The organism is Mycobacterium kyogaense (genome assembly GCF_036946525.1).
Classification (GTDB): domain Bacteria; phylum Actinomycetota; class Actinomycetes; order Mycobacteriales; family Mycobacteriaceae; genus Mycobacterium; species Mycobacterium kyogaense_A.
Window position 1 is genome coordinate 47,960 of the sequence record NZ_JAQIIY010000031.1, and the last position, 24,997, is coordinate 72,956.

At 69.3% G+C, this 24,997-nt stretch carries 27 protein-coding genes and 1 pseudogene; 12 read left to right on the forward strand and 16 right to left on the reverse strand.

What is annotated here, in order from left to right:
• Positions 1-16 precede the first annotated feature (16 nt).
• Positions 17-628, forward strand: a complete 612-nt coding sequence (locus PGN37_RS23440; protein WP_335333383.1) for a type II toxin-antitoxin system PemK/MazF family toxin — start codon at positions 17-19, stop codon at positions 626-628.
• 12 nt (positions 629-640) lie between these two features.
• On the opposite strand, the gene PGN37_RS23445 is transcribed toward PGN37_RS23440, so the two are convergent.
• Positions 641-1,246 carry a GNAT family N-acetyltransferase gene (locus tag PGN37_RS23445; protein WP_335333384.1) on the reverse strand — a complete coding sequence of 202 codons (606 nt, stop codon included), beginning with the start codon at positions 1,244-1,246 and terminating at the stop codon, positions 641-643.
• A 10-nt stretch (positions 1,247-1,256) separates the two neighbouring features.
• Complete coding sequence (locus tag PGN37_RS23450) at positions 1,257-2,354, reverse strand: LLM class flavin-dependent oxidoreductase (protein ID WP_335333385.1); 1,098 nt, start codon at positions 2,352-2,354, stop codon at positions 1,257-1,259.
• Positions 2,355-2,499: 145 nt separating this feature from the next.
• Between PGN37_RS23450 and PGN37_RS23455 the strand changes: the two genes are divergently transcribed.
• Genes PGN37_RS23455 through PGN37_RS23470 form a run of 4 tightly spaced genes read left to right on the forward strand, consistent with a single transcriptional unit; the run spans position 2,500 to position 6,488 of the window.
• Positions 2,500-3,495, forward strand: a complete 996-nt coding sequence (locus PGN37_RS23455; protein WP_335333386.1) for a methionine ABC transporter ATP-binding protein — start codon at positions 2,500-2,502, stop codon at positions 3,493-3,495.
• Positions 3,492-4,181 carry a methionine ABC transporter permease gene (locus PGN37_RS23460; RefSeq protein WP_335333387.1) on the forward strand — a complete coding sequence of 230 codons (690 nt, stop codon included), beginning with the start codon at positions 3,492-3,494 and terminating at the stop codon, positions 4,179-4,181. The genes PGN37_RS23455 and PGN37_RS23460 overlap by 4 nt, the downstream gene beginning before the upstream one ends.
• A 10-nt stretch (positions 4,182-4,191) precedes the next feature.
• Positions 4,192-5,094 carry a MetQ/NlpA family ABC transporter substrate-binding protein gene (locus tag PGN37_RS23465; RefSeq protein ID WP_335333388.1) on the forward strand — a complete coding sequence of 301 codons (903 nt, stop codon included), beginning with the start codon at positions 4,192-4,194 and terminating at the stop codon, positions 5,092-5,094.
• Complete coding sequence (locus PGN37_RS23470) at positions 5,091-6,488, forward strand: LLM class flavin-dependent oxidoreductase (protein WP_335333389.1); 1,398 nt, start codon at positions 5,091-5,093, stop codon at positions 6,486-6,488. The genes PGN37_RS23465 and PGN37_RS23470 overlap by 4 nt, the downstream gene beginning before the upstream one ends.
• Here PGN37_RS23470 and PGN37_RS23475 read toward each other — a convergent pair.
• On the reverse strand, positions 6,475-6,903 hold the full coding sequence (locus PGN37_RS23475) for a CBS domain-containing protein (RefSeq protein WP_335333390.1): 429 nt from the start codon (positions 6,901-6,903) through the stop codon (positions 6,475-6,477). The genes PGN37_RS23470 and PGN37_RS23475 overlap by 14 nt on opposite strands.
• Positions 6,904-7,012: 109 nt before the next feature.
• Between PGN37_RS23475 and PGN37_RS23480 the strand changes: the two genes are divergently transcribed.
• Positions 7,013-8,020: an aldo/keto reductase gene (locus PGN37_RS23480; RefSeq protein ID WP_335333391.1), complete on the forward strand. Its 1,008-nt coding sequence runs from the start codon at positions 7,013-7,015 to the stop codon at positions 8,018-8,020.
• A 40-nt stretch (positions 8,021-8,060) separates the two neighbouring features.
• Complete coding sequence (locus tag PGN37_RS23485) at positions 8,061-8,921, forward strand: ribonuclease Z (protein ID WP_335333392.1); 861 nt, start codon at positions 8,061-8,063, stop codon at positions 8,919-8,921.
• On the opposite strand, the gene PGN37_RS23490 is transcribed toward PGN37_RS23485, so the two are convergent.
• The 3 genes from PGN37_RS23490 to PGN37_RS23500 are packed head-to-tail and all read right to left on the reverse strand — an operon-like array spanning position 8,905 to position 12,380.
• Positions 8,905-9,744, reverse strand: coding sequence for a transglutaminase family protein (locus PGN37_RS23490; RefSeq protein ID WP_335333393.1), 840 nt, complete (start codon positions 9,742-9,744; stop codon positions 8,905-8,907). The genes PGN37_RS23485 and PGN37_RS23490 overlap by 17 nt on opposite strands.
• A 2-nt stretch (positions 9,745-9,746) precedes the next feature.
• A complete protein-coding gene (locus PGN37_RS23495; protein ID WP_335333394.1) occupies positions 9,747-10,721 on the reverse strand; it encodes an alpha-E domain-containing protein in 975 nt (324 codons plus the stop codon).
• Between the two features lie 12 nt (positions 10,722-10,733).
• On the reverse strand, positions 10,734-12,380 hold the full coding sequence (locus tag PGN37_RS23500; protein ID WP_335333395.1) for a circularly permuted type 2 ATP-grasp protein: 1,647 nt from the start codon (positions 12,378-12,380) through the stop codon (positions 10,734-10,736).
• Between the two features lie 211 nt (positions 12,381-12,591).
• On the opposite strand from PGN37_RS23500, the gene rpsT reads away from it, so the two are divergent.
• A complete protein-coding gene (rpsT, locus tag PGN37_RS23505; protein WP_335333396.1) occupies positions 12,592-12,852 on the forward strand; it encodes a 30S ribosomal protein S20 in 261 nt (86 codons plus the stop codon).
• A 9-nt stretch (positions 12,853-12,861) separates the two neighbouring features.
• On the opposite strand, the gene holA is transcribed toward rpsT, so the two are convergent.
• The 3 genes from holA to PGN37_RS23520 are packed head-to-tail and all read right to left on the reverse strand — an operon-like array spanning position 12,862 to position 16,108.
• Positions 12,862-13,803, reverse strand: a complete 942-nt coding sequence (holA, locus tag PGN37_RS23510; protein WP_335333411.1) for a DNA polymerase III subunit delta — start codon at positions 13,801-13,803, stop codon at positions 12,862-12,864.
• 8 nt (positions 13,804-13,811) lie between these two features.
• On the reverse strand, positions 13,812-15,284 hold the full coding sequence (locus tag PGN37_RS23515) for a ComEC/Rec2 family competence protein (protein WP_335333397.1): 1,473 nt from the start codon (positions 15,282-15,284) through the stop codon (positions 13,812-13,814).
• Positions 15,281-16,108 (reverse strand): ComEA family DNA-binding protein, encoded by an 828-nt coding sequence (locus PGN37_RS23520; RefSeq protein WP_335333398.1) that lies wholly within the window; start codon positions 16,106-16,108, stop codon positions 15,281-15,283. The genes PGN37_RS23515 and PGN37_RS23520 overlap by 4 nt, the downstream gene beginning before the upstream one ends.
• Positions 16,109-16,216: 108 nt before the next feature.
• Between PGN37_RS23520 and PGN37_RS23525 the strand changes: the two genes are divergently transcribed.
• The 3 genes from PGN37_RS23525 to PGN37_RS23535 are packed head-to-tail and all read left to right on the forward strand — an operon-like array spanning position 16,217 to position 19,049.
• Positions 16,217-16,909, forward strand: coding sequence for a hypothetical protein (locus tag PGN37_RS23525; RefSeq protein WP_335333399.1), 693 nt, complete (start codon positions 16,217-16,219; stop codon positions 16,907-16,909).
• On the forward strand, positions 16,909-18,048 hold the full coding sequence (locus PGN37_RS23530; protein ID WP_335333400.1) for an acyl-CoA dehydrogenase family protein: 1,140 nt from the start codon (positions 16,909-16,911) through the stop codon (positions 18,046-18,048). The genes PGN37_RS23525 and PGN37_RS23530 overlap by 1 nt, the downstream gene beginning before the upstream one ends.
• Entirely contained in the window at positions 18,045-19,049 is a 1,005-nt protein-coding gene (locus PGN37_RS23535) for an acyl-CoA dehydrogenase (RefSeq protein ID WP_335333401.1), read from the forward strand. The genes PGN37_RS23530 and PGN37_RS23535 overlap by 4 nt, the downstream gene beginning before the upstream one ends.
• On the opposite strand, the gene PGN37_RS23540 is transcribed toward PGN37_RS23535, so the two are convergent.
• Entirely contained in the window at positions 19,039-19,848 is an 810-nt protein-coding gene (locus PGN37_RS23540) for an SDR family NAD(P)-dependent oxidoreductase (protein WP_335333402.1), read from the reverse strand. The two genes, PGN37_RS23535 and PGN37_RS23540, sit on opposite strands and share 11 nt — an antisense overlap.
• Before the next feature lie 31 nt (positions 19,849-19,879).
• Between PGN37_RS23540 and PGN37_RS23545 the strand changes: the two genes are divergently transcribed.
• A complete protein-coding gene (locus PGN37_RS23545; RefSeq protein ID WP_335333403.1) occupies positions 19,880-20,929 on the forward strand; it encodes an NAD(P)H-dependent amine dehydrogenase family protein in 1,050 nt (349 codons plus the stop codon).
• Here PGN37_RS23545 and PGN37_RS23550 read toward each other — a convergent pair.
• The 6 genes and pseudogenes from PGN37_RS23550 to PGN37_RS23575 form a co-directional block, all read right to left on the reverse strand.
• Positions 20,907-21,753, reverse strand: a pseudogene (locus PGN37_RS23550) (DegV family protein). The gene PGN37_RS23545 and the pseudogene PGN37_RS23550 sit on opposite strands and share 23 nt — an antisense overlap.
• A gap of 2 nt (positions 21,754-21,755) precedes the next feature.
• Positions 21,756-22,502, reverse strand: a complete 747-nt coding sequence (gene octT / locus PGN37_RS23555) for a diglucosylglycerate octanoyltransferase (RefSeq protein ID WP_335333404.1) — start codon at positions 22,500-22,502, stop codon at positions 21,756-21,758.
• Positions 22,492-23,169 (reverse strand): glucosyl-3-phosphoglycerate phosphatase, encoded by a 678-nt coding sequence (gpgP, locus tag PGN37_RS23560; RefSeq protein ID WP_335333405.1) that lies wholly within the window; start codon positions 23,167-23,169, stop codon positions 22,492-22,494. Before gpgP ends, octT begins: the two co-directional genes overlap by 11 nt.
• Positions 23,166-23,537, reverse strand: coding sequence for a ribosome silencing factor (rsfS, locus tag PGN37_RS23565; protein ID WP_335333412.1), 372 nt, complete (start codon positions 23,535-23,537; stop codon positions 23,166-23,168). Before rsfS ends, gpgP begins: the two co-directional genes overlap by 4 nt.
• A gap of 11 nt (positions 23,538-23,548) precedes the next feature.
• The gene (gene nadD, locus PGN37_RS23570; RefSeq protein WP_335333406.1) at positions 23,549-24,169 is read right to left on the reverse strand and encodes a nicotinate-nucleotide adenylyltransferase; all 621 of its coding nucleotides are present in this window, start codon (positions 24,167-24,169) and stop codon (positions 23,549-23,551) included.
• 33 nt (positions 24,170-24,202) lie between these two features.
• A complete protein-coding gene (locus PGN37_RS23575; protein WP_335333407.1) occupies positions 24,203-24,931 on the reverse strand; it encodes a GntR family transcriptional regulator in 729 nt (242 codons plus the stop codon).
• Positions 24,932-24,997: the final 66 nt, after the last annotated feature.

Consider the following 24,997-nt stretch of genomic DNA (forward strand, 5'->3'; position numbering starts at 1 on the left):
CCTACAGTGGGTTGTTATGGCGTCATCGTCCTCGCCCTTCAAGACATTCCAGAGGCTGGTGTTCTCCGAAGCTCCCAAGCTGGTGCGGCATATCCAGCGGTCGGACTCGTTGCAGCGCGGGATCCAGCAGGGAATCCAGTACGGGCTCCAGCAGGGCCTGCGGCTGGGTCTGGAAGTGATCGGTGGCACACAGACGGCGCCGGCCCGCGCGCTGCCTGCGGGACGGCCAGTCTCGAGCACGTTCGTCCCGTCCGCGCACCGAGCCCGCAGGGTCGTCTACGCCCCGGACCTCGACGGCCGCGCCGACCCGGGCGAGATCGTGTGGACCTGGGTGGTCTACGAGGACGATCCGACCCGCGGCAAGGACCGACCGGTGCTGGTGGTCGGTCGGGACCGTGAGGTCCTGCTGGGGCTGATGCTGTCCAGCCAGGATCACCATCGTGACGACCCGAACTGGGTGGGTATCGGCAGCGGCCCGTGGGACTACGAGGGCCGGGCCAGCTGGGTGCGCCTCGACCGGGTCCTCGACGTGCCCGAGGAGGGCATCCGGCGAGAGGGCGCGATCGTCGAACGCACGACGTTCGAGGTGGTGGCGACGCGTCTGCGCGCCGAATACAGCTGGAGCTGAGTCAGCACCACATCAGCGCGGCGCCCGCCACATCTGCCACATCGGCGGCCCACCGCCGGGCACGACGAGCTCGCCGGTGACCTCGAAGCCGAACCGCAGGTAGTACGGCACGTTCGACTCCTTGGTGGACTCGAGGTACGCCGGCGCGCCCTCGGCGTCGCAGCGGTCCAGCCGCGATGCCATCAGCGCTTGCCCGAAGCCCGCACCACGCACGTCGGGGTCGCTGCCGATGACGGCGAGGTACCAGTGCGGCTCTTCGGGGTGGTGCTGCTTCATCAGCTCCGAGACGTCCATGCCCCGCTTGGACTCACCTCGCATCGCGAGCAGGAAGGTCGGCAGCATCGCGAGGTCTTCGCGGGTCGTGGTCTTCCAGCGGCCGGGCGGGTCCCACAGGGCGGCGGCGCCGAGCTGACCACCCCGGCTCGCCAGCTCGACAGCGTCGCCGGCGAGGAAGTGGTGCCGGGTCATAGCCGCGAAGATGCGGGGCAGCGCGGCGGCGCGACGCCGGTCGTCGGGCATCATCCACTGCATCACCGGGTCGTCGAGGAACGCCCGCCCGAGCACGCGCGACAAGGCCTTCACGTCCGAACGGCGAGCCGAGGTGACGTCGATGCTCACCGGGAAAACCCTACGCGGCGGCGCCGATCCGCAGAAGCGGTGCGACGCCCGCGCCGACGTGGCGGATCTCGTCGATCTGCGGGTAGCCCGACAAGATGAATTCCTGCGCCCCGGCCTGGACGTATCGGTCGAGGGTCGCAGCGACATCGGCGTAGCTGCCGACAGCCGCAGTGCCTGCGCCGTCGCGAACCAGGCCCGGTCCGGCCCACAGTCCGGGCTCGATCTCCAGGCTGCGGGCGTCGCGCAACACACCGTCGGTCAGGGCCGCCATCCGCCGCTGCCCCTCGGACACACTCGCCGAGTAGCGGGCGTGGGCCCGTGCCACCTGGTCCGGGGTCAGGTCGGACAGCAGCTCCTCGGCGCGCTGCCACGCCTGCTCGGTGGTGGGGCGGGCCACGGTGTGCAGCCGCACGCCGAACCGCAGCGTGCGGCCGTGCTCGGCGGCCGCGGCGCGCACCCGCGCGAACTTGTCAGCCACCTGATCCGGCGTCTCACCCCACGTGAGGTAGACGTCGGCGTGTTCTGCGGCCACCGCGATCGCCTCCGGTGACGAACCGCCGAAGTAGACGGTCGGTCTGGTCGTGACCGGGTAGGCGGTCCTCGCATGCTCGACGGTGTAGAACTCGCCGTCGAACGAGAAGTCGCCGCCGGAGAGGATGCCGGCCACGACGGTCAGGAATTCACCGGTGCGCCGGTAGCGGGCCGCCTTGTCGACGTCGTCGCCGAAGCGGCGCATCTCCGCGTCGTCGCCGCCGGTGACGACGTTGAGCGCCAACCGGTTTCCGGTGAACCGCTGATACGTGCTGACCTGCTGGGCCGCGAGTGTCGGGGAGAGCACACCGGGACGGAAGGCGACGAGGAATTTCAGCGCACGGGTGTGTTGGGCGAGCGCCGCGGTGGCCAACCACGAGTCCTCGCAATGGGATCCGGTCGGGGTCAGCGCGGCCTCGAAGCCGAGATCCTCGGCCGTGCGGGCCAGGGCCGTGAGATTCTCCAGCGACGGCTCCAGATACGACGACACCCGCGACCCGTCGGCGGCCTGATTGTCGGCGATCGTGGCGGTGTCGCCGTGCGTGGGCAGGTACCAGTGCAGCGTCGGGCCGGCCATCACATGAGCCTCACCTGGATTCAGCGTCACTGACCAGGGTTTCACCCACCGTGATCGCAACCCTGACCCCAATCGTGCTGCGCTACTTCGGATCATCACGAGCCGTAGGCTGTGAACCAGCTGGCGATGTCCGTAGCTTTCCCCCGTGATCGAGATCGAGAACCTGACGAAGAGGTTCGCCGACCGCACCGTGCTCGACGGGGTGAACCTGTCGGTGGGCGACGGGGAGATCCTGGCCGTCGTCGGGCCCAGCGGCGCGGGCAAGAGCACGCTGTCGCGGTGCATCAGCTTCCTGGAACGCCCCACCAGCGGCACCGTCCGGGTCGACGGCAAGGACTTCGCCACCCTGTCCCCCGACGACTTGGTCGAGGCGCGCCGCAGGATCGGCGTGATCTTCCAGTCCGCGCCACTGCTGCGGCGCCGCACCGTCGCCCAGAACGTCGCGCTGCCATTGAACTATCTGGGCGCCACCGACGAGTCGGTCGCCCGGCGCGTCGGCGAGCTCCTCGAGCGGGTCGGGTTGGCCGACCGCAGCGAGTCGTACCCCGCGCAGCTCTCCGGCGGCCAGAAGCAGCGGGTCGGTATCGCGCGTGCCCTCGCACTCGGTCCGTCGCTGGTGCTCTCGGACGAAGCGACCTCGGGACTCGATCCGGCCACCACCAAGTCGATTCTGGCTCTGCTCAGCCATCTTCGCGACGAGTTCGGTCTGTCCATCATCCTGATCACCCACGAGATGGAGGTCGTCCGGGAGATCGCGGACTCGGTGGCCAGGATCGCCGACGGTCGCATCATCGAGAGCGGGTCCGTCGAGGACGTCATCCTCGATCCCGAATCGCTGCTGGCCCATGAACTGCTGCCCGACCGACCGAGCGTGGCCGTACCCCGCGACGCGGACGTCTGGGAGATCTCCTACGCATCACGCGCCGTACCGCTGGACTGGCTGACGACGATCCATGACGCGCCGGGCCTGTCGGGGACGACGGTCAGCGTCCTCAGCGCCAGCGTCGAGGCCATCCGCGGCATCGCGGTGGGCCGCGCCGTGCTCGCGCTGTCCCCCACGGCGCCAGCAGGTTTCGCGCGGTACCTGAGGGAGCGCGGCCTGCACGTCAGAGCGGCAGCCTCCGCCGAGGCCGCGGCGTGACACCCACTCTGCTCGCCCAGGAGGACTTCAGCACACCGTGGCACAAGGTGCCCGACCTGCTGCTGCCCGCCTACGGCGAGACCTGGGTGATGGTGGGCATCACGATGTTTCTCGTCGTGCTGATCGGCATCCCGGTCGGGGTGATCCTGCACAACACCTCCGAGTTCGGCCTGCACCCCGACCCGCGGGTCTTCACGGTCCTCAACACCATCGTCAACATCGGCCGCTCCCTGCCGTTCCTGATCCTGATGGCGGCGATCATCCCGGTGACGCGTTTCCTGGTCGGCACGACGATCGGCATCCCCGCGGCGATCGTGCCGATGACGACGGCCGGGGTGCCGTTCTTCGCGCGGCTGGTGCAGAACGCGCTGCGCGACGTGCGCTCCGACGTCACCGACATGGGCCAGGTCTCGGGCGGATCCACGTTGCAGGTGATCCGCACCGTGCAGTTGTCGGAGGCGCTACCCGCCCTGGCCGGGGCGCTCACCGTCAACACCATCGCGATGATCGACTACTCCGCCATCGCGGGATCGATCGGCGCCGGAGGCATTGGCAACCTCGCTATCACCTACGGCTACAACCGATTCGACGACAACATCATGATCGCCACCGCCGTCTCCCTGATCATCACCATCGCGGTCGTCCAGTTCGTCGGCGACCGCGTCGTCAAAGCTCTCACCCGCTGAAAGGACCATCATGACCGACCAGATCAACGCGCCTTCGGGCGCGGGTCTCGACATCGACATCAAGAAGAAGAAGCGCTGGCCGTGGATCGCCGTTGCGGCCGTCGTCGTCCTCGCCGTCGCCGGGGGCATCTCCTATGCGCAGTTCGCCAACAAGGACAAGCCCTTCGGCACGACGCTGCCGGTGGCGACGTGGAGCACCGACATCGCCGCCGAGAACCTGCTGAGCTACATCGCCAGCGACATCGCACCCGACCACGGCATCACGATCGAACCCGTCAAGATCGACAACCTGATCGAGATCAACCGCGCCGTCGACGCCGGAACGGTCGCCGGGAACTTCTTCGAGCACCAACCGTTCCTCAATGACGCCATCGCCGCCAACGGATTCGAGCTGACGCTCGCCGCGCCGACGTTCACCTGGGACCAGGCCACCTACTCGGACAAGTACCGCAACTGGAACCAGGTACCCAACGGGGCCAAGATCGCTCTGCGCGACGATCCGGCCGGGCAGGCCATCGCTCTGCTCGACCTCGCCTACGACAAGCAGATCACGCTCAAGCCCGGAAAAGACACGCTCGCGGGCCTGCCGCAGCTCGACGACATCGCGTCCAACCCCAAGAACTACCAATTCGTCCAGGTGCCGATCGGCCAGCTGGCCCGAAGCCTCGCCGACGTCGACGCCGTCGTGGTGCACATCTCCGACGTCTACGCCGCCGGTCTGACGGAGCAGCAGATCCTCGCCCGTGAGCCTGCACCGAAAGGCAGCGAGGGCGGTCTCGTGGTCAGCAACAAGCACATCGACGACCCCAACGTGGTCAAGCTGATCGACACGTTCAAGGACCCGCGGATCGCGGAGTTCCTCCAGACGACCGACAACAAGCTGATCCGCGACACGCTAGGACCGATCTCATGACCGACAAACGCCCGCTGTTCTATTCGGCGTTCGTGATGAATACCGCCTCCCATGTGCTGCACGGATTGTGGCGGGCGCCCGAGGCGCGCAATCACGAGTTCAACTCACTGCGGCATTGGACGTCGCTGGCCTCGGCTGTCGAGAAGGCCGGCTACGACCTGCTGTTCTTCGCCGACGTGTTCGGATTGCGGGCACCGTGGAACGGCAACTGGCGCAAGGCCGTCGAGGGCGGTATCCAGGTCCCGGTCAACGACCCCTCCTCACTCGCCTCCGCCCTGGCGGTGGTCACCGAGAATCTCGGCATCGTGTTCACCAGTTCGATCGTGCAGGACCACCCGTTCAACTTCGCGCGCAAGATGTCCTCGCTGGACCACTACACCGAGGGCCGGCTCGGGTGGAATGTCGTGACGAGCTTCAACGCCAACATGTTCCGCAGTTTCGGCCATGACGGCACGCTGAACCACGACGAACGCTACGAGTGGGCCTACGAGTACGTCGACGTCACGTACAAGCTGTGGGAGGGCTCCTGGGACGACGACGCGCTGCTGGCAGACAAGGCCCGCGGGGTGCACTCCGATCCGGCCGGCATCCACCGCATCAACCATGTCGGCAAGCGCTACTCGGTGGAGGGGCCACACTTCTCGTCGCCGTCGCCGCAACGTACACCGGTGCTGTTCCAGGCGGGCGCGTCGCCTGCGGGACAACTGTTCTCGGCCCGCAACGCCGAGGGCGTGTACATCAGCAGCCCCAATCCCGCCGCTGCCCACGCGCTGACATCCGAGACGCGAGCGCTGGCCGCCGACAACGGGCGCGATCCCGGCGATATCGCTTTCGCGCAAGGGCTCTCGTTCGTCATCGGTGACACCCATCGGGACGCGGTGCGCCGTCACGACGAGATCAAGCGCTTTCTCGATCTCGAAGGCGTTGCGCTGCATGCGCTCGGCGACGCGGGCGTCGACGCCGGTCACCTGCCGCTCGACACCCCGATCAGCCAGCTCGGCGAGTTCACGGGCGTGCAGGGATTCGCGCGGTGGGCCGCAGAGGCCTCGGGTAACGCCGAGCCGACGATCCGCGACCTGGCGTGGGTCCTCGAGGGCGCCAACCGGGTCGTCGGCACCGCCGAGGAGATCGCCGACCAACTCGAGGAGTGGCGCGAAGCTGGGGTCGACGGTGTCAACGTCTACCACGCGACGGTCCCCCAGTCCTTCCAGGAGGTCGCCGACCGACTGTTCCCGACGCTGCGGGAACGCGGGCTGATCGCCACGGACAAGTCGGGAACGTTGCGGCACAAGCTGTTCGGGCGCGGGGACCGGTTACCCGACAGCCACCCCGCGGCGGCCTACCGGGGCGCGTTCGCCGACAACTCGCTGCTGGACCCCGCTATCCCTGGGTGATGTAGTCCTGCAGCCGTTGCTGCTCGCGTTCCAGCTCCTCCATCCGCGTCTTCACGACATCGCCGATGCTGACGATGCCGCGCAACCGGCCGTCGACGACGACGGGCACATGGCGCACCCGGTTGGTCGTCATCAGCGCGCTCAGAATGTCGATCGAATCGTCGGGTGCGCACGTCGCGACCACGGTCGTCATGATGTCGGCGACGGGGCGGCGCAGCAGTTCCGCACCGACCTCGTGCAGACCGCGCACGACGTCGCGTTCCGAGACGATGCCGTGCAACCCCTCGTCGGACACCACCACCATGGCGCCGATGTTGTGCACCGCGAGTTCGGTGAGCAAGCCCGCCACCGACGTCTCGGGAGTGATCGTCGCGACGGATGCGCCCTTGGCGCGCAGTACGTCGGAAATTCGCATCACCACCTCCTTGTGATGTAGCTCACTCAGGATACTCCCAGGAGGCGCCGGAACAGAACAGCGTGTCTGCTCGGTTGCGCTTCTCGAGACACCGACCGAGAGGACCACCATGTCACCCACCACCACACTCGGCGACCAGCTGACCGTCAGCGCACTGGGCTTCGGCGGGATGGCGCTCACGCCGGTGTACGGCGGCGTGACCGACGATGCCGAATCGCTGGCGACGCTCCATCACGCCGTCGACGTCGGCGTCACGTTCATCGACACCGCCAACGTCTACGGTTCCGGCGACAACGAGCGGCTCATCGCGCGGCTACTCGCCGACCGCCGCGACGAGGTGACCCTGGCGACGAAGTTCGGCATCGTGGCCAACCCGGCCGGCACCGGCGGTCGCGTCGCCGTACGGGGTGATGCGGCCTACGTGCGGCAGTGCATCGACGAGAGCCTGCAGCGTCTGCAGACCGATGTCGTGGACCTGTACTACCTGCACCGGCGGGATCCCGCTGTCCCGATCGAGGAGACGGTGGGCGCCATGGCCGAGCTGGTGCGGGCGGGCAAGGTTCGTCACCTCGGGCTCTCCGAGGTGACGGCCGAAGAACTGCGAGCAGCTCACGCGGTGCATCCGATCGCGGCCCTGCAAAGCGAATGGTCGATCTGGACGCGTGACATCGAGACCGCGATCGCGCCGGCCGCGGCCGAACTGGGCGTCGGCCTCGTTCCGTTCTCCCCGCTGGGCCGGGGATTCCTCACAGGCACGGTGCGTTCGGCCGCCGACATCTCCGACACCGACTTCCGCCGCACGATGCCGCGCTTCGCCGGCGCCGCGCTGGAAGCGAACCAGCGCGTCGTGGACGCCGTCGAACAGGTGGCCGGCGAGATCGGGGCCACCGCAGCGCAGGTGGCGCTCGCCTGGCTGCGGCACCGCGCGCAGGAACTGGGCGTGGCGAGCGTGCCGATCCCCGGCACCCGGCGCGCGGCCCGCATCGACGAGAACCTGGGTTCCCTGACGGTTGCGCTGACCCCCGATCAGGTCAGCACGCTCGGGCGCGCGGGCGATGCCGTAACCGGCAATCGTTACGCCGACAGCGCGGCGGTGCGGTCCAGCCGCGACGCGTGATTGCGTCACACCGGAACTGTTCGGGCGGTATACCTGCTCCATGATCGAAGTGACCCTGCTCGGCACCGGTAGTCCCATCCCAGATCCGCGCCGCGCGGGGCCCTCGACACTGGTCCGCGCCGGTGGACAGACGTTCCTGGTCGACTGTGGCCGCGGGGTTCTGCAGCGCGCCGCGGCGATCGGCGTCAGCGCGAACTCGATCACGGCGCTGCTGCTCACCCACTTGCACAGCGACCACATCACCGATCTCGGCGACGTACTGATCAGCCGGTGGGTGGGCAATTTCGCCCCCGACCTCACCCCGCTGCCGATCATCGGCCCGCCCGGCACTGCCGAGGTCGTGCAGAAGACGCTGGAATCACTGCAGTTCGACATCGGCTACCGCATCGCCCACCACGCGGACCTGACCGCGCCACCGCCGGTGGAGGTGGAGGAGGTCACCGGCGGCGTGGCGTGGGGCCGCGACGGGGTGCGGATCGCCGTCGGTCCGACCGATCATCGCCCAGTCGCACCGACCATCGGGTTCCGCATCGAGCACAACGGCGCCTCGGTGGTGCTGGCCGGCGACTCGGTGCCCTGCCGTGGGCTGGACGAACTCGCCTCCGGCGCAGGCGCATTGGTGCACACCGTGATCCGCAAGGACCTGATCGACGCGATGCCGGTGCAGCGCATCCGCGACATCTGCGACTACCACTCATCGGTGCAGCAGGCGGGCGAGACCGCGGCGCGGGCCGGAGTCGGCATCCTGATCCTGACGCACTACGTGCCCGCACTCGTGCCGGGCCAGGAAGACGAATGGCGCGCACTGGCAGCGACGGCGTTCGATCGCCAGATCGAACTCGGCGACGACCTGCACCGGGTCGAGGTGCACCCAGGCGTGTGCGTCAAGCCAGCCGGCTGATCTCCACGATGACGTCCAGATCGGTCGAACCCTCGCCGGAGTAGATGCCCTTCAGTGGTGTCACGTCCGAATAGTCGCGGCCCACACCGACACTGATGTACTGCTCGGTGATCTCGGTGTCGTTGGTGGGGTCGTAGTGCCACCACTCGCCGGTCCACGCCTGAATCCACGCGTGGCTCTGCCCGTCGATCGTCTCGCCGATCTTCGCGTCGCGCTGCGGATGCAGGTAACCCGACACGTAGCGCGACGGAATACCCATGCCGCGCAACAACATCAGGGTCAGATGTGCGAAATCCTGGCACACTCCCTTGCCTTCGCGCAGCGCGTCCACCCCTGAGGTGTGCACCCCGGTGGTCCCCGGTACGTACTGCAGTTCGGCCTGCACCCAGCGCGCCGCCTCGATCACCGCCTCCGCGGGTTCGTGGTACTTGGCGATGCGCCGGCCGACGCGTTCGATGCGCTTGCTGGCCGGCACGTAGTGGGTGGGCGCGAGAACCTCGTCGTAGCGGTCGATGACGGCCTCGCCGACGAGATCGGCCCACGACACCTTCTCGGCCGGCGCCTCGGGACGATCCGTCTCCACCACCGACGACGCGGTCACCTCGAGCTCGGTGTGCGGTGCGTGCAGGTCGAACGCGGTGACCGCGGTGCCCCAGTAGTCGACGTAGCGGTAGGACCGGGTCGCCGGAACCGTCTCGACGCGGTTGAGGATGACGTTCTGCCGCGAGTCCGAGCGCGGCGTGAGCCGCGCCTCGTTGAACGACGCGGTGACCGGGGACTTGTAGGCATAGCCCGTCGAATGGACCACGCGCATCCGCCACATGCCTAAATCTCCCCTTCTTCGATCACCAGTGCGTTGCGTCCCGCATCCGTCCACGCCACCCAGGGCGCAGAGTGGAAGTACTGCAGCGCCAACGACTCTCCGACGTCGAAGACCGTCGTCTGCAGCGAGGCAAGCCGCTGCTCGAGCGATTCGAGCAGCACACCGGGCTGCAGGAACTCCAGTTCGCTGCGCGCCCGGCCGAGGAGCCGCTGCGCTTCGGCGGTGGCACCGAGACGCCCGTGCGGACGGTTCATCAGCTCGTCGAGGCTGTGTTCGGCAAGCCGGAGCGAGTAGAAGATGGACCGCGGGAATAGCCTGTCCAGCAGCATGAACTCCACCACCCGGCCGGCGTCGAGGACACCGCGGTAGGTCCGCAGATAGGTGTCGTGGGCACCGGCGGAACGCAGCAGCGTGACCCACGCCGGCGATGACGCGCTGTCACCGACCCGGGACAACAGCAGGCGGACCGTCATGTCCACCCGCTCCAGGGCACGTCCCAGCAGCATGAAGCGGTAGCCGTCGTCGCGCGACAACGTGGAGTCGGCCAGCCCCGCGAACATCGCGGCGCGGCCCTCCACGTACGACAGGAACTCGTGGGGCCCGAGCCGTTTGGCGGCGCGTTCCCGCTCGGCCAGTGCGTTGTACGTGGTGTTGAGGCACTCCCAGATCTCTGTGGAGGTGACTTCGCGTGCGCCACGGGCATTCTCGCGCGCGGCGGAGATGGCCTCGACGATCGAGCAGCCGCCGTAGGTCTCCCTGCTGAACGCCACGACATCGGTCAGCGACCACACGTCGAGGACCTCGTCGGGTGGGTCGATGCCCAGCACCCGCAGCAGGGTTCGCGAGGCCTGGTCGGGATCGACGCTGGAATCCTCCAGCAGCTGATGCACCGTGACGTCGAGGATGCGCGCGGTGTCGTCGGCGCGCTCGACGTAACGCCCTATCCAGTACAGGGATTCGGCATTTCTGGCCAGCATCGTCAACCTCCCCTACTGCTGCTGCTGCTGCTGTTGTTGCTGCTGCTGCTGATCGTGATTCGATTCCGCCTTGCCGTTGCGGCTGCCGTTCTTGGCGGCCGGCGCCGCCCTGGGCAGAGAGCGCACGACCTCGGCGGCGGCCAGTTCGCGATCGGCGACCGACGTGCGCGACGCCAACACCCAGGTGTCCTTCGATCCGCCGCCCTGGCTGGAGTTCACGACCAACGAGCCCTCGGGCAGCGCCACGCGGGTCAGCCCGCCCGGCAGCACGTACACGTCGTCACCGTCGTTGACGGCGAAGGGGCGCAGGTCGACGTGGCGGGGTGCGAGCTCGTCGTCGATCTGCGTCGGCACCGTCGACAGCTGCATCACCGGCTGGGCGATCCAGCCGCGCGGATCGGCGTTGATCTTCCTGGTGATCGTGGCCAGTTCCTTCGGTGAGGCGTCGGGACCGAACACGATGCCGTAACCGCCTGAGCCCTCGACGGGTTTGATGACCAGCTCGTCGACGCGGTCGAGGACCTCCTCGCGTTCCTCGTCGAGCCAGCAGCGGTACGTGTCGACGTTGGCCAGCAGGGGTTTCTCGCCGAGGTAGTACTCGATGATCGTCGGCACGTAGGTGTAGACGAGTTTGTCGTCGCCGACACCGTTGCCGACGGCGCTGGAGATCACCACGTTGCCGGCCCGTGCGGCGTTCAGGATGCCCGCCACGCCGAGCACGGAGTCCGGCTTGAACTGCATCGGATCGAGGAAGTCGTCGTCGATGCGGCGATAGATCACGTCGACCTGGCGCTCGCCCTCGGTGGTGCGCATGTACACGGTGTTGTCGCGGCAGAACAGATCGCGACCCTCGACCAGCTCGACACCCATCTGCCGGGCGAGCAGCGAGTGCTCGAAGTACGCCGAGTTGTAGACCCCCGGGGTGAGGACGACGACGGTCGGATCGGCGACGTTGTTGGCCGCGGCGTTGCGCAGTGCGCGCAGGAGATGGGAGGAGTAGTCACCGACGGCGCGCACCCGGTGGGTGGCGAACAGGTTCGGGAACACGCGCGCCATCGTGCGGCGGTTCTCCATGACGTAGGACACCCCCGACGGCGAGCGAAGGTTGTCCTCGAGAACGCGCCAGGTCCCCTGAGCGTCACGGATCAGGTCGATGCCGGCGACGTGGATACGCACCCCGTTCGGCGGGGTGATGCCGACAGCCTCGCGGTGGAAGTGCTCGCAGGACGTGACCAGCCGGCGCGGGATCACCCCGTCGCGCAGGATCTCCTGCTCGCCGTAGATGTCGTCGAGATACATCTCCAGGGCCTGCACCCGCTGGCGGATGCCGCGCTCGAGCCGGGTCCACTCCGCCGCCGAGATGACGCGCGGGACGAGATCGAGCGGGAACGGTCGCTCCTGCCCGGACAGCGAGAACGTGATGCCCTGGTCGATGAAGGCGCGGCCCAGCGCGTCGGAGCGGGCCTCGAGGTCGGCGACGTCGGCGGGGCCCAGCTCTTTGTGGATGCCCTTGTAGGGGCCGCGCACGTTGCCGTTGGCGTCGAACATCTCGTCGAACGCCTGGGCGTACGTACCGAGCTTGTTGTATCCCCCGAAAATGCCTTCGTGCCGTCGGGTCGGCTTGGTGGTGCGTGTGGTCCGTGCAGTTTCTGTCGGCAAAGCTCTCCTGCTCCTCCCGTGCGCGGACGTGCTCGATGCGTGCGCTCCAGACACGCACCTTGCCATGCTGCAGCATTTCCGTCGTTTCGGCAGGCCAGTGGCCTCCGTTTTGGGTGATGTACTCGCTCGCTGCTAACCTGAGCAGTCGCTGCCCCCGCGGGCGCCCCACAGACTCATCCCAACCCGTCGAGATTGCCGAAGGATTACACGCGTGGCCAACATCAAGTCGCAGGAAAAGCGCATCCGCACCAACGAGCGCCGCAGACTGCGCAACAAGTCGGTGAAGTCGTCGCTTCACACGGCGGTCCGCGGATTCCGGGAAGCCGTCGAGTCCGGCGACAAGGAGAAGGCCGGCGAGTTGCTGGTCACCACCAGCCGCAAGCTCGACAAGGCAGCCAGCAAGGGCGTCATCCACAAGAATCAGGCCGCCAACCGCAAGTCGGCGCTGGCCAAGGCGCTCAACAAGATCTGACCCAGCGCGTCAGTCGCTGGCCAGCGAGGCCACTGAGCGCACCGCGCTCTCCAGCGCGTAGTCGGCATCTGCCGCCGCGCCTTTGACATCGGCGTTGAGAGCTGCCACCACGCGCAGCGCCTCGGCCACCGAATCCCGCGACCATCGCCGGGCCTGCTTCTGGGCTTTCTGCACGCGCCACGGCGGCATGCCCAGTTCACCGGCAAGCCGGTACGGATCGCCTGAGAGCGGCGCCACCCTGGCGATCGTGTGTACCGCCTCGGCGAGCGCGTCGGCCAGCACGACGTGTGGTTCGCCGGCCATCATCGCCCAGCGCAGCGCTTCCGCCGCCCCGGCCACGTCGCCGACGACCGCTTTGTCGGCGATGTCGAAACCCTTGACCTCGGCTTTTCCAGAGTGATAGCGGCGGACGGCCGCGGCGTCGACCACGCCGGCGGTGTCGGCCACCAGCTGCGAGCACGCGGAGGCCAGCTCACGCAGATCCGAGCCGATGGCATCGATCAGCACGGTCACGGTGTCGTCGGAGACCTTGGTGCGCAGCGCGCGGAACTCCTTGCGGACGAAGTCGACGCGTTCGGCGGCCTTCGTGATCCGCGCGCACGGGTGGACCTCGGCGCCCAGCTTCTTGAGCCGATCGGCGAGCGCTTTGGCCCGCCCGCCGCCGGAGTGCACGACCACCAGCAGCGTGCCCTCGGGGAGGTCGGCGGCGGCCTCTTCGATCAGGGCCACCGCGTCCTTGCCCGCCTCCGCAGCCGCGTCGAGGACCACCACGCGCTCGTCGGCGAACAGCGACGGGCTGAGCAACTCGGCGATCTCACTGACGCTGACCTCACCGGCCCGAAGGCGGTCGACCGGGACGTCGGTTGTGCCCGCCGATGCCCGGGCGTGCGCCAGGACAGCGGCGACAGCGCGTTCGACGAGCAACTCCTCGTCACCGAGGATCAGGTGCAGGCCGGTGCTCACCGGACGATGGTGCCACGCCGCCCCGACAGGCCCCAATGCCACACCGCCGCAACGGTGCAGGACGCCACCGCGACCACCGCAACCCCCGCGAGTCCCGACGGCACCGGCAGCGCCGCCGCAGGCACCGCGGCCGCCCAGCGGGCCACACTCGCCAACCACCACACCTCGGGACCGGTGAACCGGATGAGCAGTTGCGCACCTGCCGGCCAGAGCGGGCACAGCGCGGCGGCGGCCGTCCCGATCAGTGTGATCGGCGGGATGACAGGCGCCACGACCAGATTGGCGAGCACCGCGACGAGGCTCACCGACCCCGAAACCCCTGCCACGAGGGGTGCTGTGACCAGCTGGGCGGCGAGCGCCACGCTGACCGCGTCAGCCAGCGGGCGAGGCCAGCCGCGGTGGGTCAGCCGCCGCGACCACACCGGTGCGACGACGATCAGCCCGGCGGTGGCCGACACCGACAGCGCGAAGCCGACGTCCACGGCGAGCGCAGGCGTGGCGATCATCAGCACGATGACCGCGGCCCCCAGTGCCGGCAGCGCTTGCCGCTGCCGGTGGGTGAGCACGGCCAGCAGCGTGATCGCTCCCATCACCGCCGCCCGCAGCACACTCGCCGACGGTTGCACCACGACGACGAAGCCGGCCAGGGTGACCGCGGCCAGCACGACGGCGATCCTGGGCCCCAGCAGCGCGGCACTGAAGAGCATCGCCCCGCACACGATCGTGATGTTCGCGCCGGACACGGCCATCAGATGAGTCAGCCCGGCCACCCGGAAATCCTTGGCGGTCTGTGCCGGCACCGTCGAGGTGTCCCCGAGCACCAGCGCCGGCAGCAGCGCCGCCTGGTCCACCGGAAGAACGAGGCGGACCGCGTCGGCGAACCCGGCGCGAATCCGGTGCGCGAGGCGATACACCGGCGCCGCGTCACCGAGGCGGGGCCGCCCGGTCGCCGACAGGACGGCGACCGTGAGATCGCGGCGGCTGGGGCGGCTGACCCGAGCGCGGAACCCGGCGGGTCGGCCCGCCTGCAGCGCCGCGTAGTCGGCACCGGAGGCGAACACGAGCACCGCCCCCGACGACGGGGCGCCGTCCAGGCGCGCAAGTGACCCCCGGAACATCGTCCGGCCGCCTTCGAGCGCTCGCGGTGTCTCGTCGGGCGTGACCACCACCTCGGCGACCGAACCGAGGCGCGTCGTCACCAGGTGATGCCGCACCGCGTCGACACGCAGACACACCGCGATCGCGAAGCCGCTGCCGACCAGAGCCACCGCGACCGCGGCAACCAGCACCGGTTTCCGGTCGGCCCGCGCGGCGTCGCCACGGCGCCGGCTCGCCCACCATCCCGCAGCCAGGGTCCCGGCGACACCGCACAGCACGGCGGCACCCGCGGCCGCGTACCCCCACGCGATCCCCGCGGCCGTCACCGCCCACGCGGTCAGCGCGGCAGGCATCAGCCGCACATCTGTCATCCCGCCCTCACGAGCGCACGCAGCTTGTCCAACCGCGCCGGACCGATCCCGTCCACGTCACCGAGCTGATCGACACTGCCGAAGCGGCCGTGCGCGTCGCGCCACGCCACGATCGCCGCGGCCGTCACCGGGCCCACGCCCGGCAGCGCGTCGAGCTGCTCGGCGGTCGCGGTGTTCAGATCGACGGCGCCCTTCGTGCTCCCCTCGCCCGGCGGCGCACCCGGTGGCGCCGATGAACCCGGTGTTTCGGTCGAGTCGGACACCACCGAGCTGCCCATCTCTGCGGGTTGTCCGGGGGGTGCATCGATGCCGACGACGATCTGTTCTCCGTCGGCGACTTTGCGCGCCATGTTCAGTCCGAGCACGTCGGCGCCGTCGAGCGCGCCTCCCGCGGCCTCGAGCGCATCGGCGATCCGTGCTCCCGGCTCCAGCGTGACCAGACCGGGTTGGTGTACCAAGCCGACGACACTGACCACGACCGGCCCCGCCGCTGCAGTGGTGGTGACCGGGGCGGGAGCGCCGGAGGCCGCCATCTCGACCGGCGGCAGCTTGGCCGACACCACCGCGGGGGGTTGATCGCGCAGCAGGCTGACGACCGTGACCAGCACCGCGACCAGACCGACGATGCCGAGTGCGACGACCCCGGCGCGGCCCGGGTCGGCCCGCACGCGCGACAGCCATGCGAGGCCCCGGTCCCCGTTCTGCTCGGGCAACCACCGCGACAGCGCGGTGTCAGCGTCGTCGTCGTCGGGTTCCGCGGCGTCCTGCGTGACGTCGGAACCCAGGCGCCGCCGGAGCCGCTCGGCAGGCAGTTCGGTCGACATACCGCGACGGTAGGCACGCCGGCCGACGAGGTCGGCGATGCGCCGCGCCGAGCGGGCGCACCTGTGGATGAACTCGGCTCTGGGGACAGCGGGATAGCATGGCCGCCAATGAACGGTCGAGCCCCGATGATCGCCGGCGCAGCGTTCGCGGTGCTCTACGCCACGGCCGTCGTCGGCCTCCACGCCCTGCCCGGCGCCGATCCCGGCGTCACCCGGATGCAGGCCCTGCTGCTGACCTTCGCCGCTCTCGCGCTTGCCGTCGTCCTGGCCTTCGCACGCGACCGGCTCAGCGGTCCACCCGCGCACCTGTTCACGATCGGCTCGACCCTGCTGGTTGCCCAGCTCAGTGTCGCCGTCTGGTTCGCCGGCGGCCTCTCGCTGCGCCCGGGCCAGACCGCTGTCGCCACCGCACGCGCGATCGAGGACGTCGGCGCCATGTGGCTGCCGGTGACCACCATCGCCAACATCCTGGTGGCCGCGCCGATCCTGATGCACGCCAACGAAGGCCGGCTTCCCCGATGGCTCGGGATCGTCGCCGCGGTGTTCACCGTGGAGCAGCTGATCGAGACCATCACGGTGATCGGGCCTTCCGGCAGCTTCATCTCCCCGGGCGGCCCGATGAACCACTATTTCGGCGGTCTGCTGTCGGTGGTCTTCGTCGCCGGACTCGGGTTCGCGCTGTCCCGGCCGGCCGTTGACGACGCACCCACTGCCCCCGAGGCTGCCACCTCCACCAAGGCCGCCACCGACGACGCCACGGCCACCACAGACGGCGACGTCCGAGAACCCGTAGGAGAGTGATGGCACTTCCCCGCCTGGTGCCGCAGTTCGGCGGCGACCACTCGAGCACCGAGAAGCTGCGCGCCGAGGTCCGCGACTTCCTCGCCGAGCAGCGAGCCGCGGGGACGTTCACTCCCTCGGTCGACGTCTGGCTGTCCGGCTGGGACGAGGCGTTCACCGCGGCGCTCGCCGCCCGCGGCTGGCTCGGCATGACGGTGCCCGTCGACTACGGGGGGCCGGGGCGTACGTTCCTCGAGCGCTTCGTCGTGACGGAGGAACTGCTGGCGGCGGGCGCTCCGGTCGCTGCCCACTGGATCGCCGACAGGCAGATCGTGCCCTCGCTGCTCAAATACGGTACCGAGGCGCAGAGGGCGCACTTTCTGCCGAGAATCGTTGCCGGCGAATGCTTTTTCGGGATCGGCATGAGCGAGCCCGATTCCGGTTCGGATCTGGCGAGTGTGCGGACCCGGGCAGAGCGGGTCGAGGGCGGGTGGCGGCTCACCGGGACCAAGGTGTGGACCTCGGGTGCGCATCTGGCCCACGCGTTCATCGCGTTGGTGCGCACCACGCCGGTCGATCCCGCCCACCGCCACGCCGGGCTGAGCCAGTTCATCGTGGATCTGCGCGGCGCGGACGTGCAGATCCGGCCCATCACGTCGATGAACGGCGCCCACCACTTCAACGAGGTGATCCTCGACGGCACCTTCGTTCCCGACGACATGGTGTTCGGCGAGATCGGCGCCGGTTGGCAGCAGGTCACCTCGGAGCTGGCGTTCGAGCGCAGCGGGCCCGAACGGGTGCTCTCGACGTTCATGCTGCTCGACGCGATGGCTGCGGCGATGAGTGACGACGAGATACCGCGCGACGCCGAGCTGGGCAGGCTGGTGGGCCGGATCGCCGGTCTCCACCAGATGTCCTCCGCGGTGGCCGGCGCACTGCAGCGCGGTGAATCGCCGGACGTACCCGCGGCGGTGGTCAAGGTGCTGGGCACCACCACCGAAGGTGACATCGCCGAATTCGGCCATCTGGCAAGCGAACACAGTGTGGGTTTCACCGCGCTCGCCGATGCCGCGGTGGACCAGCGGCCCGGCTTCACCATCCGGGGCGGCACCAACGAGGTCTTGCGCGGCGTGATCGCCCGCGGATTGGGGCTGCGATGAGCGTGTCCGAGGTCGACGCCGCGTTGACCGACATGATGGCGGCCGTGTTCGCCGAGCACAGCGGTGACACCGATCTGTGGGATCGCCTCGACGCTCTGGGCCTGGTGCGCCTCACCGGGTCGGAGGCCTCCGGCGGTAGCGGCGCCGGATGGCCCGAGGCCGCCGAACTGCTGTCCGCCGCGGTACGCCACACCGCTCGAATCCCGTTGGCCGAGCACGATCTGCTGGCCTGCTGGCTCCTCGACGCCGTCGGTGTCGCGGTCGATTCCCGGCCGCGCACCGTCGCACTGCTCGATGGCCACGGCCGCGCCACGGCCGTGCCGTGGGCGTCGAACGCCCAGCGCATCGTGGCGGTCTGGGCCGACGACGACGGGTATCGGGTCGCCGATGTCGACTCCGCCGACGTGTCGATCACGGCCGGCGCCAATATGATCGGTGAGCCTCGCGACACCGTCGACGTCGACACCGCGACCCACTCCGGTGTCGCGGTATCCGGGGACCTCATCGACACGCTGCGCCTCAAAGGCGCGCTCGTGCGCGCCGTGCAGATCTGCGCAGCGCTGGACAGCGCGCTGGAGTCGTCGGTCGAGCACGCGACGACCCGTATGCAGTTCGGTCGGCCGCTGGCGAAGTTCCAAGCCGTCCAGCACCTGATCTCCGACATCGCCTGTGAGGCAGCGCTGGCCCGGTCGGCCACCGAAGCGGCCCTGTCGGTGGCCTCGGCCACCGACTGGACGGCACCGCATCTGGAATTCCTTGTCGCGGCGGCCCGTTCGTGCGCCGGGCACGCCACGTCGGTGGTGGTCCGCAACGCCCACCAGGTGCACGGGGCGATAGGCACCACCATCGAGCACCGTCTGCACCATCACACCCGGGCGGCACTGGCGTGGCGCTCTGAGTTCGGCTCCACGAGACACTGGGACGATCGGCTCACCGACATGGCTCTGGCGGCAGCCAAGCACGCCGGCCCCCAGGGTCTGTGGCCCTTGATCAGCCCCTGACGATCACCGTGCTGGGTTCACGTGGCGCGCCCAGCATGTCCCGGTGCGACGGCGGGACACGGCCGTCGGCATCGGTGATCCCGTACTCGCGCGCCAGCTCGGCGCCGATCACGGTGCGACCGCTGCGCTGGAACAGCTCAGGATCGCCGTACAGTGCGTCGATGAGATGTCCGGTGAACTCCGGAGTTTCGGCGTGGGCGGCGAAGCCGGCGAGCGCGCCGGGATCGCCGTCGAACGCTCGGCGCATCTTCTCGGTGAGCAGGATCCCCATCCAGATCGACACGGTCGCGACCCCGGTGCCGGCGAAATCGACCGCCATGTCGGCGGCCATCTTGTCGGTGCCGGCTTTCTGCGCGCCGTAGGCGGGGCCGTGCATGTAGCACACCGCTCCGGGCGAGGACGTGAACGCGATCAGCCCGCGGCCTCGCTCGACGAGCAGCGGCGCGGCATACCAGGCGGCCACGTAGGACGATCGCAGTCCGACATCGAGCACTTCGGCCAGCGCACGGGGCTTGCGCCAGAACGGTTCCGGCCCCACCAGATCGTCGGAGATCGCGGCGGCGTTGTTGACCAGCAGGTCCAGCCGTCCCTCGTCGCGCGCCACCGCGCCGAAGAACTCGCCGACGGCGTCGTCGTCGCGGTGATCCACCCGCACCCCGACGCCCCAGTCCGGCGCGGGATCGATGCCGCGGCCGGTCCCGTACACCCGCCACCCGCGGACAGCCAGCGCCGAGGCGATGCCCTGCCCGGCTCCCCGGCTGGCGCCTGTCACCACGGCGACCCGCGTCGACTCACCCATCCAGCCACCATAGAGGCGGTAGGTTGACGCCATGCCGACGGACAAGCCCCTGCGGGTCATCCAGTGGACCACCGGCAACATCGGCCGTCGGTCTCTGCACGCGATCATCGGGCGCGACGACATGGAGCTCGTCGGCGTCTACGCGCACGGCGCGGACAAGGTGGGTGTCGACGCCGCCGAGCTTGCCGGCTGGCCCGAGCCGACCGGCATCACCGCGACGGACGACATCGAAGCGCTCGTCGCGCTGCGGCCCGATGCCTGCTGCTACAACCCGCTGTGGCCGAGCATCGACGAGCTGGTCCGGTTGCTCGAATCCGGTGTCAACGTGTGCTCGTCGGCCGCGTGGATCACCGGGGGCAAGCAGTCACCCGCGGATCTGGACCGCATTCGGAATGCCTGCGCGACAGGCAATTCCACGATCTTCGGCAGCGGCGCCCATCCGGGGATGTCGAATCTGGTCGGCATGGTGCTCAGCGGCTCCTGCGAGCGGGTCGACGAGATCCGCATCACCGAGTCGGTGGACTGCTCGACCTACGAATCCGCAGGCACGCAGACCGCGATGGGGTTCTCGCAGCCGCCCGACACTCCCGGACTGGCCGAGAGCGTGCGCCGCGAGAGCGAGGTGTTCGCCGAGTCGGCAGCCATGATGGCCGACGCCATCGGCGCGACGCTGGACCGGATGACCTTCGACGTGACGTTCACCGCCGCGACCGGGGACACCGATTTGGGCTTCATGACGATCCCGGAGGGCACCGTCGGCGGGGTGATGGGATATCACCGCGGCTGGGTCGGTGAGCGCAATGTCGTCAGCGTCGGCTTCAACTGGGTCATGGGTGACCACGTCACGCCGCCGAAGCCACTGGAGCACGGCCACGTCGTGCAGGTGTTCGGGGTGCCCAACATGCGCACCGTGGTGCACTGCCTTCCCCCGAAAAACTGGACCGAGCCCGGCTTCATGGGCCTGGGCATGATCTACACCGCGCTACCGGTGACCAACGCGGTGCCCGCGGTGGTGGCCGCGCCGCCAGGGATCGTGACGCTGGCCGACCTGCCGCCGATCACGGGGCGCTTCGTGGGCTGACCTGCACGGCCACCCCGACCGCTCCCCCCGCCGACGTGGACCGACAGCACCGGCCCCATGTCCTCGACGGTCAACGAGGACAACTGCGGAAGCCGAGCCGTGAGCGCCGCACCGAGTTGGTCGGCGCCGTCGTGATTGTCGACGTGATGCACCACGACGTCGGCGGGTCTCGTGGCGACGACGTCGGCCACCCGATCCACCAGCGCCGCATGTGCTTTGCTCACGGTGCGGATGCGCTGGTCCAGCACGAGCCGGCCGTCGACGTCCAGTTTCAGAAGCGGTTTGAGCGACAGCGCGGTGCCCAGCCACGACGAGGCGGTGCCGATGCGTCCGCTGCGGCGGAGGTTGTCGAGCCGGTGTACGACGAGGAACACATGGGTGCGGTCGCGGGCCGCGCGGGCCGCCTCGGCGACCGCGTCGAGATCGCCACCGTGGGCCGCGCACCGCGCCGCTTCGCCGGCGACGAATCCGGTGCCCATCGCCGCAGACCGCGAATTGACCACGCGCACGGCCGAACCGAACTCACGTGCGGCCGTCACCGCAGCGCTGTAGGTGCTCGAGAGTGCAGCCGAGAGGTGCACTGCGACCACACCGTCGCCGTCGCTGTCGGCGAGCGCCCGGCGATAGTGCTCCGCCAGTTCGGCCGGCGCGGCGCCGGCCGTCGTGACCTTGGGCCGGTCGTGGACGTCATGTGGGACGTCGTCGATGCCGTCGCGCAGATCGGCTCCGTCGACGAGGACGTGCAGCGGCACCTCGCGGATGCCCCATCGCCCCGCCGCGTCCCCCAGGCGCGCCGAGGAGTCGCTGACCACCACCACCGCCATCGTCAGCCGCGCGAATCAGGTATCGGGACACCGGCTTCCGCCAGGCCCTTGAGCATTAGGTCGGCGACCGCCACATGCGCCTCGAAGTTCCAGTGGATGCCGTCGGGGTTGCCCCGACCGCTCATGACCTCGTCTGCCACAGCGGCTTTGAGGTCGACGAGCGGCACCCCGTGCTCGCCGGCCCAGCGGGTGAGCGCGGCGACGGTGCCGGGCCTGCCGTGGTGGGCGTTGCCGTAGGACGCCGCGGTGTGCACCGATGGCAGGGAGGCCACCACGGGTATCCCGGGCCGGTTGAAATCGATGGCGGCACGCGTCATCTCGAGGTATTCGACGGTCAGATGCGGGGGCAGCGCGGACCGCGCGATCGGTGACAGCCGGGGCTGCAGCCAGCTGTAGCCGTCGCGCACCCAGCGCCTCAGCCGCGGGGGGCGCGCATAGCGGATGAGTTCCCGCAGCGCGGTGGGCAGCACCGACGGTAGAGAATCCATGCCCGACGTCGCGAAGACGACGGCGCCGGCACGGGGCAGCGCCGCCCATGAGCGTGGGTCCTGCGTCGCGGCCCACCACACGTCGCGGCTGGTCCACCCGATCCGCCCGATGATCTCGACATCCCAGTCGAGTTGGGCAGCAACGAGATTCGGCCAGATGCGAGGATCGTCGGCGGGTAGCCCTCCGGTCGGGCCGTAGTAGGACAGCGAATCGCAGAAGACGAGCAGAGTGGTGCGATGAGCCCCAGGGTCAGAGGACATCGCCTGCGACCTGCGCCGAAGCGTTCCACACGTCGAGTCGCCACCGGATGTCGGCCAGGCTGGCGGGATCTCCGCCGCTCCGGGTGTGGCCCGCCAGCTGGACCCAGCTCGCATTGCCCAGGCCGCCGAGGACGGGCCAGTTGTCGACGGGCAGGTCCAGCAGCGCGGCGGTCAGCGCGGCGATCAACCCACCGTGGGCCACGAGGACCACCGGCCGATCCGCGCCGTCGGCGCCCCACTCCGGTTGCCCGGCAACCAGTTCGCGCACCAGCGGCAGGCTCCGGTCGGCGACGTCGACCCGGCTCTCCCCGCCGTGCGGAGCCCAGCGCGCGTCGTCACGCCACGCCAGCCGCGCACCCGGGGCGACCTCGTCGACCTCGAGGTGGGTCATTCCCTGCCAGTCGCCGAGGTGCGTCTCGCGCAGCCGGGCGTCGACGGACACCGGCTGGCCGCTCCGATCACCCAGGGCGACCGCGGTGTCGAGTGCGCGCCGCAGATCGGACGACACGATCAGCAGGGGCTGACGTTTGGCCAACGCTTCGGCCGCGACCGTGGCCTGGTCGCGGCCCAGGTCCGACAGGTCGGTGTCGAGCTGGCCCTGCATACGGCTGCCGGCATTGAAGTCGGTCTGCCCGTGCCGCAGCATGACGAGCTTGCGCACCGTCACGCGTCGTCTCCGGAGAGATCGACCGGCACGAGCGGGCAGTCCCGCCACAACCGGTCAAGGGCGTAGAAGTTGCGCTCGTCCTGATGCTGGATGTGCACCACCACGTCGACGTAGTCGAGCAGTGTCCAGCGGCCCTCGCGGGTGCCCTCGCGGCGCGCCGGTTTGTACCCGGCCTGTCGCATCTTCTCCTCGACCTCGTCGACGATCGCGTTGACCTGGCGCTCGTTGGATGCCGACGCGATCACGAAGCAGTCGGTGATGACGAGCTGCTCGGACACGTCGATGACGACGACGTCGTCGGCGAGTTTGGCCGCCGCCGCACGCGCGGCGGTCTCGGCCATGTGAATGGCTTCTGGTGAGGCGGTCAGGAACGTCTCCTTCAGTGCGGCTGTGCTTGGTAGAGGTGTCTTTTGGCGACGTACTGCACGACACCGTCGGGCACCAGGTACCAGATCGGCCGCGAGGCTTCGGCGCGCTCGCGGCAGTCGGTCGAGGAGATGGCCAGCGCGGGCACCTCGACCAGATGCAGGGCGTCGGCGGGCAGTTCGGCCATGGCCGCCGAGATGTGTTTCCCGTCCAGTTCGTAGCCGGGTCTGCTGACCCCGACGAACCGGGCGATCGAGAACATCTCCTCCCAGTTCTGCCAGGACAGGATCGACGCCAACGCGTCGGCGCCGGTGATGAAGTAGAGGTCTGCGTCAGGGTTCAGCGCCCGCAGATCCCGCAGGGTGTCCTTGGTGTAGGTGGGTCCGCCGCGGTCGATGTCGACCCGGCTGACCGAGAACATCGGGTTCGATGCGGTAGCCACGACGGTCATCAAGTAGCGGTCCTCGGCGGGGGTGACGACTCTGCTGCGCTTCTGCCACGGCTGTCCGGTGGGGACGAACACCACCTCGTCGAGGCTGAACAGGTTGGCCACCTCGCTGGCGGCGACCAGGTGCCCGTGATGGATGGGGTCGAACGTTCCGCCCATCACCCCGAGCCGCCGTCGCGCTTGCACGAATAGCGAGCTTACGGGACCGAAACTCGAGCCTCAGACCGATGAGAGGCGGTGCGCGCCGAGTTCCTCGGAGACCTCGAAGGCCGCGCGGTCGGCGCGGTAGATGTCGCGGGCGTACTCCACGCACCGACCCGAGGAGTCGCGGGTGCTGCGGGTCAGCAACGTCCCCGCCGACCCGGCCCGCACTCCCAGCTGCATGCTCGACGCGTCGTCGAGCACGATGGATTCGAGGACCGCGGTCGATCGCGCCAGGTCGATGCCGTAGCGGGAACGCAGCAGCGCCCACAACGACCCGTCGTCGGGCTCTTCCAGGATTCCCGGCGTGAGGTCGGCCGGAAGATACGTGGTCTCGAGAGCGAACGGCACGTCATCGACGCTGCGCAGCCGGTAGAACACGTGCACCGCGGCTCCGTCGGCGAGGTCCAGGGCACGCCGCACGGCAGGTTTGGCGGGCTGGTGTTCGGCCCACAACAGCTTGGCGGCCGGCCGCCGGCCCATGCGCGCCACCTCCTCGGAGAAGCTGCCGACGTGGAACCGGACGCGCGGTTCAGCGACGAAGGTGCCCCGCGGCGGCTTCCGGTACACCGACCCTTCACTTTCCAACAGGGACAGCGCCTGGCGGGCGGTCATTCGGCTGACGCCGTGCTGTTCGGCCAGTTCACGCTCGGACGGCAGCAGGGTATGCGGCCCCAACTGCTCGGTGGCGATTCGGTCGCGGACGTCCGCGGCGATCGACATGTACAGCGGCGTGCCCGAAGCCATCCCGCCAGATTAGCCCCGCGAGCTGGGCTTCGATGCGTGTGACGGCTGGGTAAAAATTCGACTCCC

Coding starts and splice junctions, on each gene's coding strand:
- PGN37_RS23530 (WP_335333400.1), top strand. CDS start 16,909: ATGGCACTTCCCCGCCTGGTGCCGCAGTTCGGCGGCGACCACTCGAGC.
- PGN37_RS23515 (WP_335333397.1), bottom strand. CDS start 15,284: ATGACAGATGTGCGGCTGATGCCTGCCGCGCTGACCGCGTGGGCGGTG.
- PGN37_RS23520 (WP_335333398.1), bottom strand. CDS start 16,108: ATGTCGACCGAACTGCCTGCCGAGCGGCTCCGGCGGCGCCTGGGTTCC.
- PGN37_RS23525 (WP_335333399.1), top strand. CDS start 16,217: ATGAACGGTCGAGCCCCGATGATCGCCGGCGCAGCGTTCGCGGTGCTC.
- PGN37_RS23450 (WP_335333385.1), bottom strand. CDS start 2,354: ATGGCCGGCCCGACGCTGCACTGGTACCTGCCCACGCACGGCGACACC.
- PGN37_RS23495 (WP_335333394.1), bottom strand. CDS start 10,721: ATGCTGGCCAGAAATGCCGAATCCCTGTACTGGATAGGGCGTTACGTC.
- PGN37_RS23545 (WP_335333403.1), top strand. CDS start 19,880: ATGCCGACGGACAAGCCCCTGCGGGTCATCCAGTGGACCACCGGCAAC.
- PGN37_RS23440 (WP_335333383.1), top strand. CDS start 17: ATGGCGTCATCGTCCTCGCCCTTCAAGACATTCCAGAGGCTGGTGTTC.
- PGN37_RS23465 (WP_335333388.1), top strand. CDS start 4,192: ATGACCGACCAGATCAACGCGCCTTCGGGCGCGGGTCTCGACATCGAC.
- PGN37_RS23535 (WP_335333401.1), top strand. CDS start 18,045: ATGAGCGTGTCCGAGGTCGACGCCGCGTTGACCGACATGATGGCGGCC.
- PGN37_RS23485 (WP_335333392.1), top strand. CDS start 8,061: ATGATCGAAGTGACCCTGCTCGGCACCGGTAGTCCCATCCCAGATCCG.
- PGN37_RS23470 (WP_335333389.1), top strand. CDS start 5,091: ATGACCGACAAACGCCCGCTGTTCTATTCGGCGTTCGTGATGAATACC.
- PGN37_RS23540 (WP_335333402.1), bottom strand. CDS start 19,848: ATGGGTGAGTCGACGCGGGTCGCCGTGGTGACAGGCGCCAGCCGGGGA.
- PGN37_RS23475 (WP_335333390.1), bottom strand. CDS start 6,903: ATGCGAATTTCCGACGTACTGCGCGCCAAGGGCGCATCCGTCGCGACG.
- PGN37_RS23490 (WP_335333393.1), bottom strand. CDS start 9,744: ATGTGGCGGATGCGCGTGGTCCATTCGACGGGCTATGCCTACAAGTCC.
- PGN37_RS23480 (WP_335333391.1), top strand. CDS start 7,013: ATGTCACCCACCACCACACTCGGCGACCAGCTGACCGTCAGCGCACTG.
- octT (WP_335333404.1), bottom strand. CDS start 22,502: ATGTCCTCTGACCCTGGGGCTCATCGCACCACTCTGCTCGTCTTCTGC.
- PGN37_RS23575 (WP_335333407.1), bottom strand. CDS start 24,931: ATGGCTTCGGGCACGCCGCTGTACATGTCGATCGCCGCGGACGTCCGC.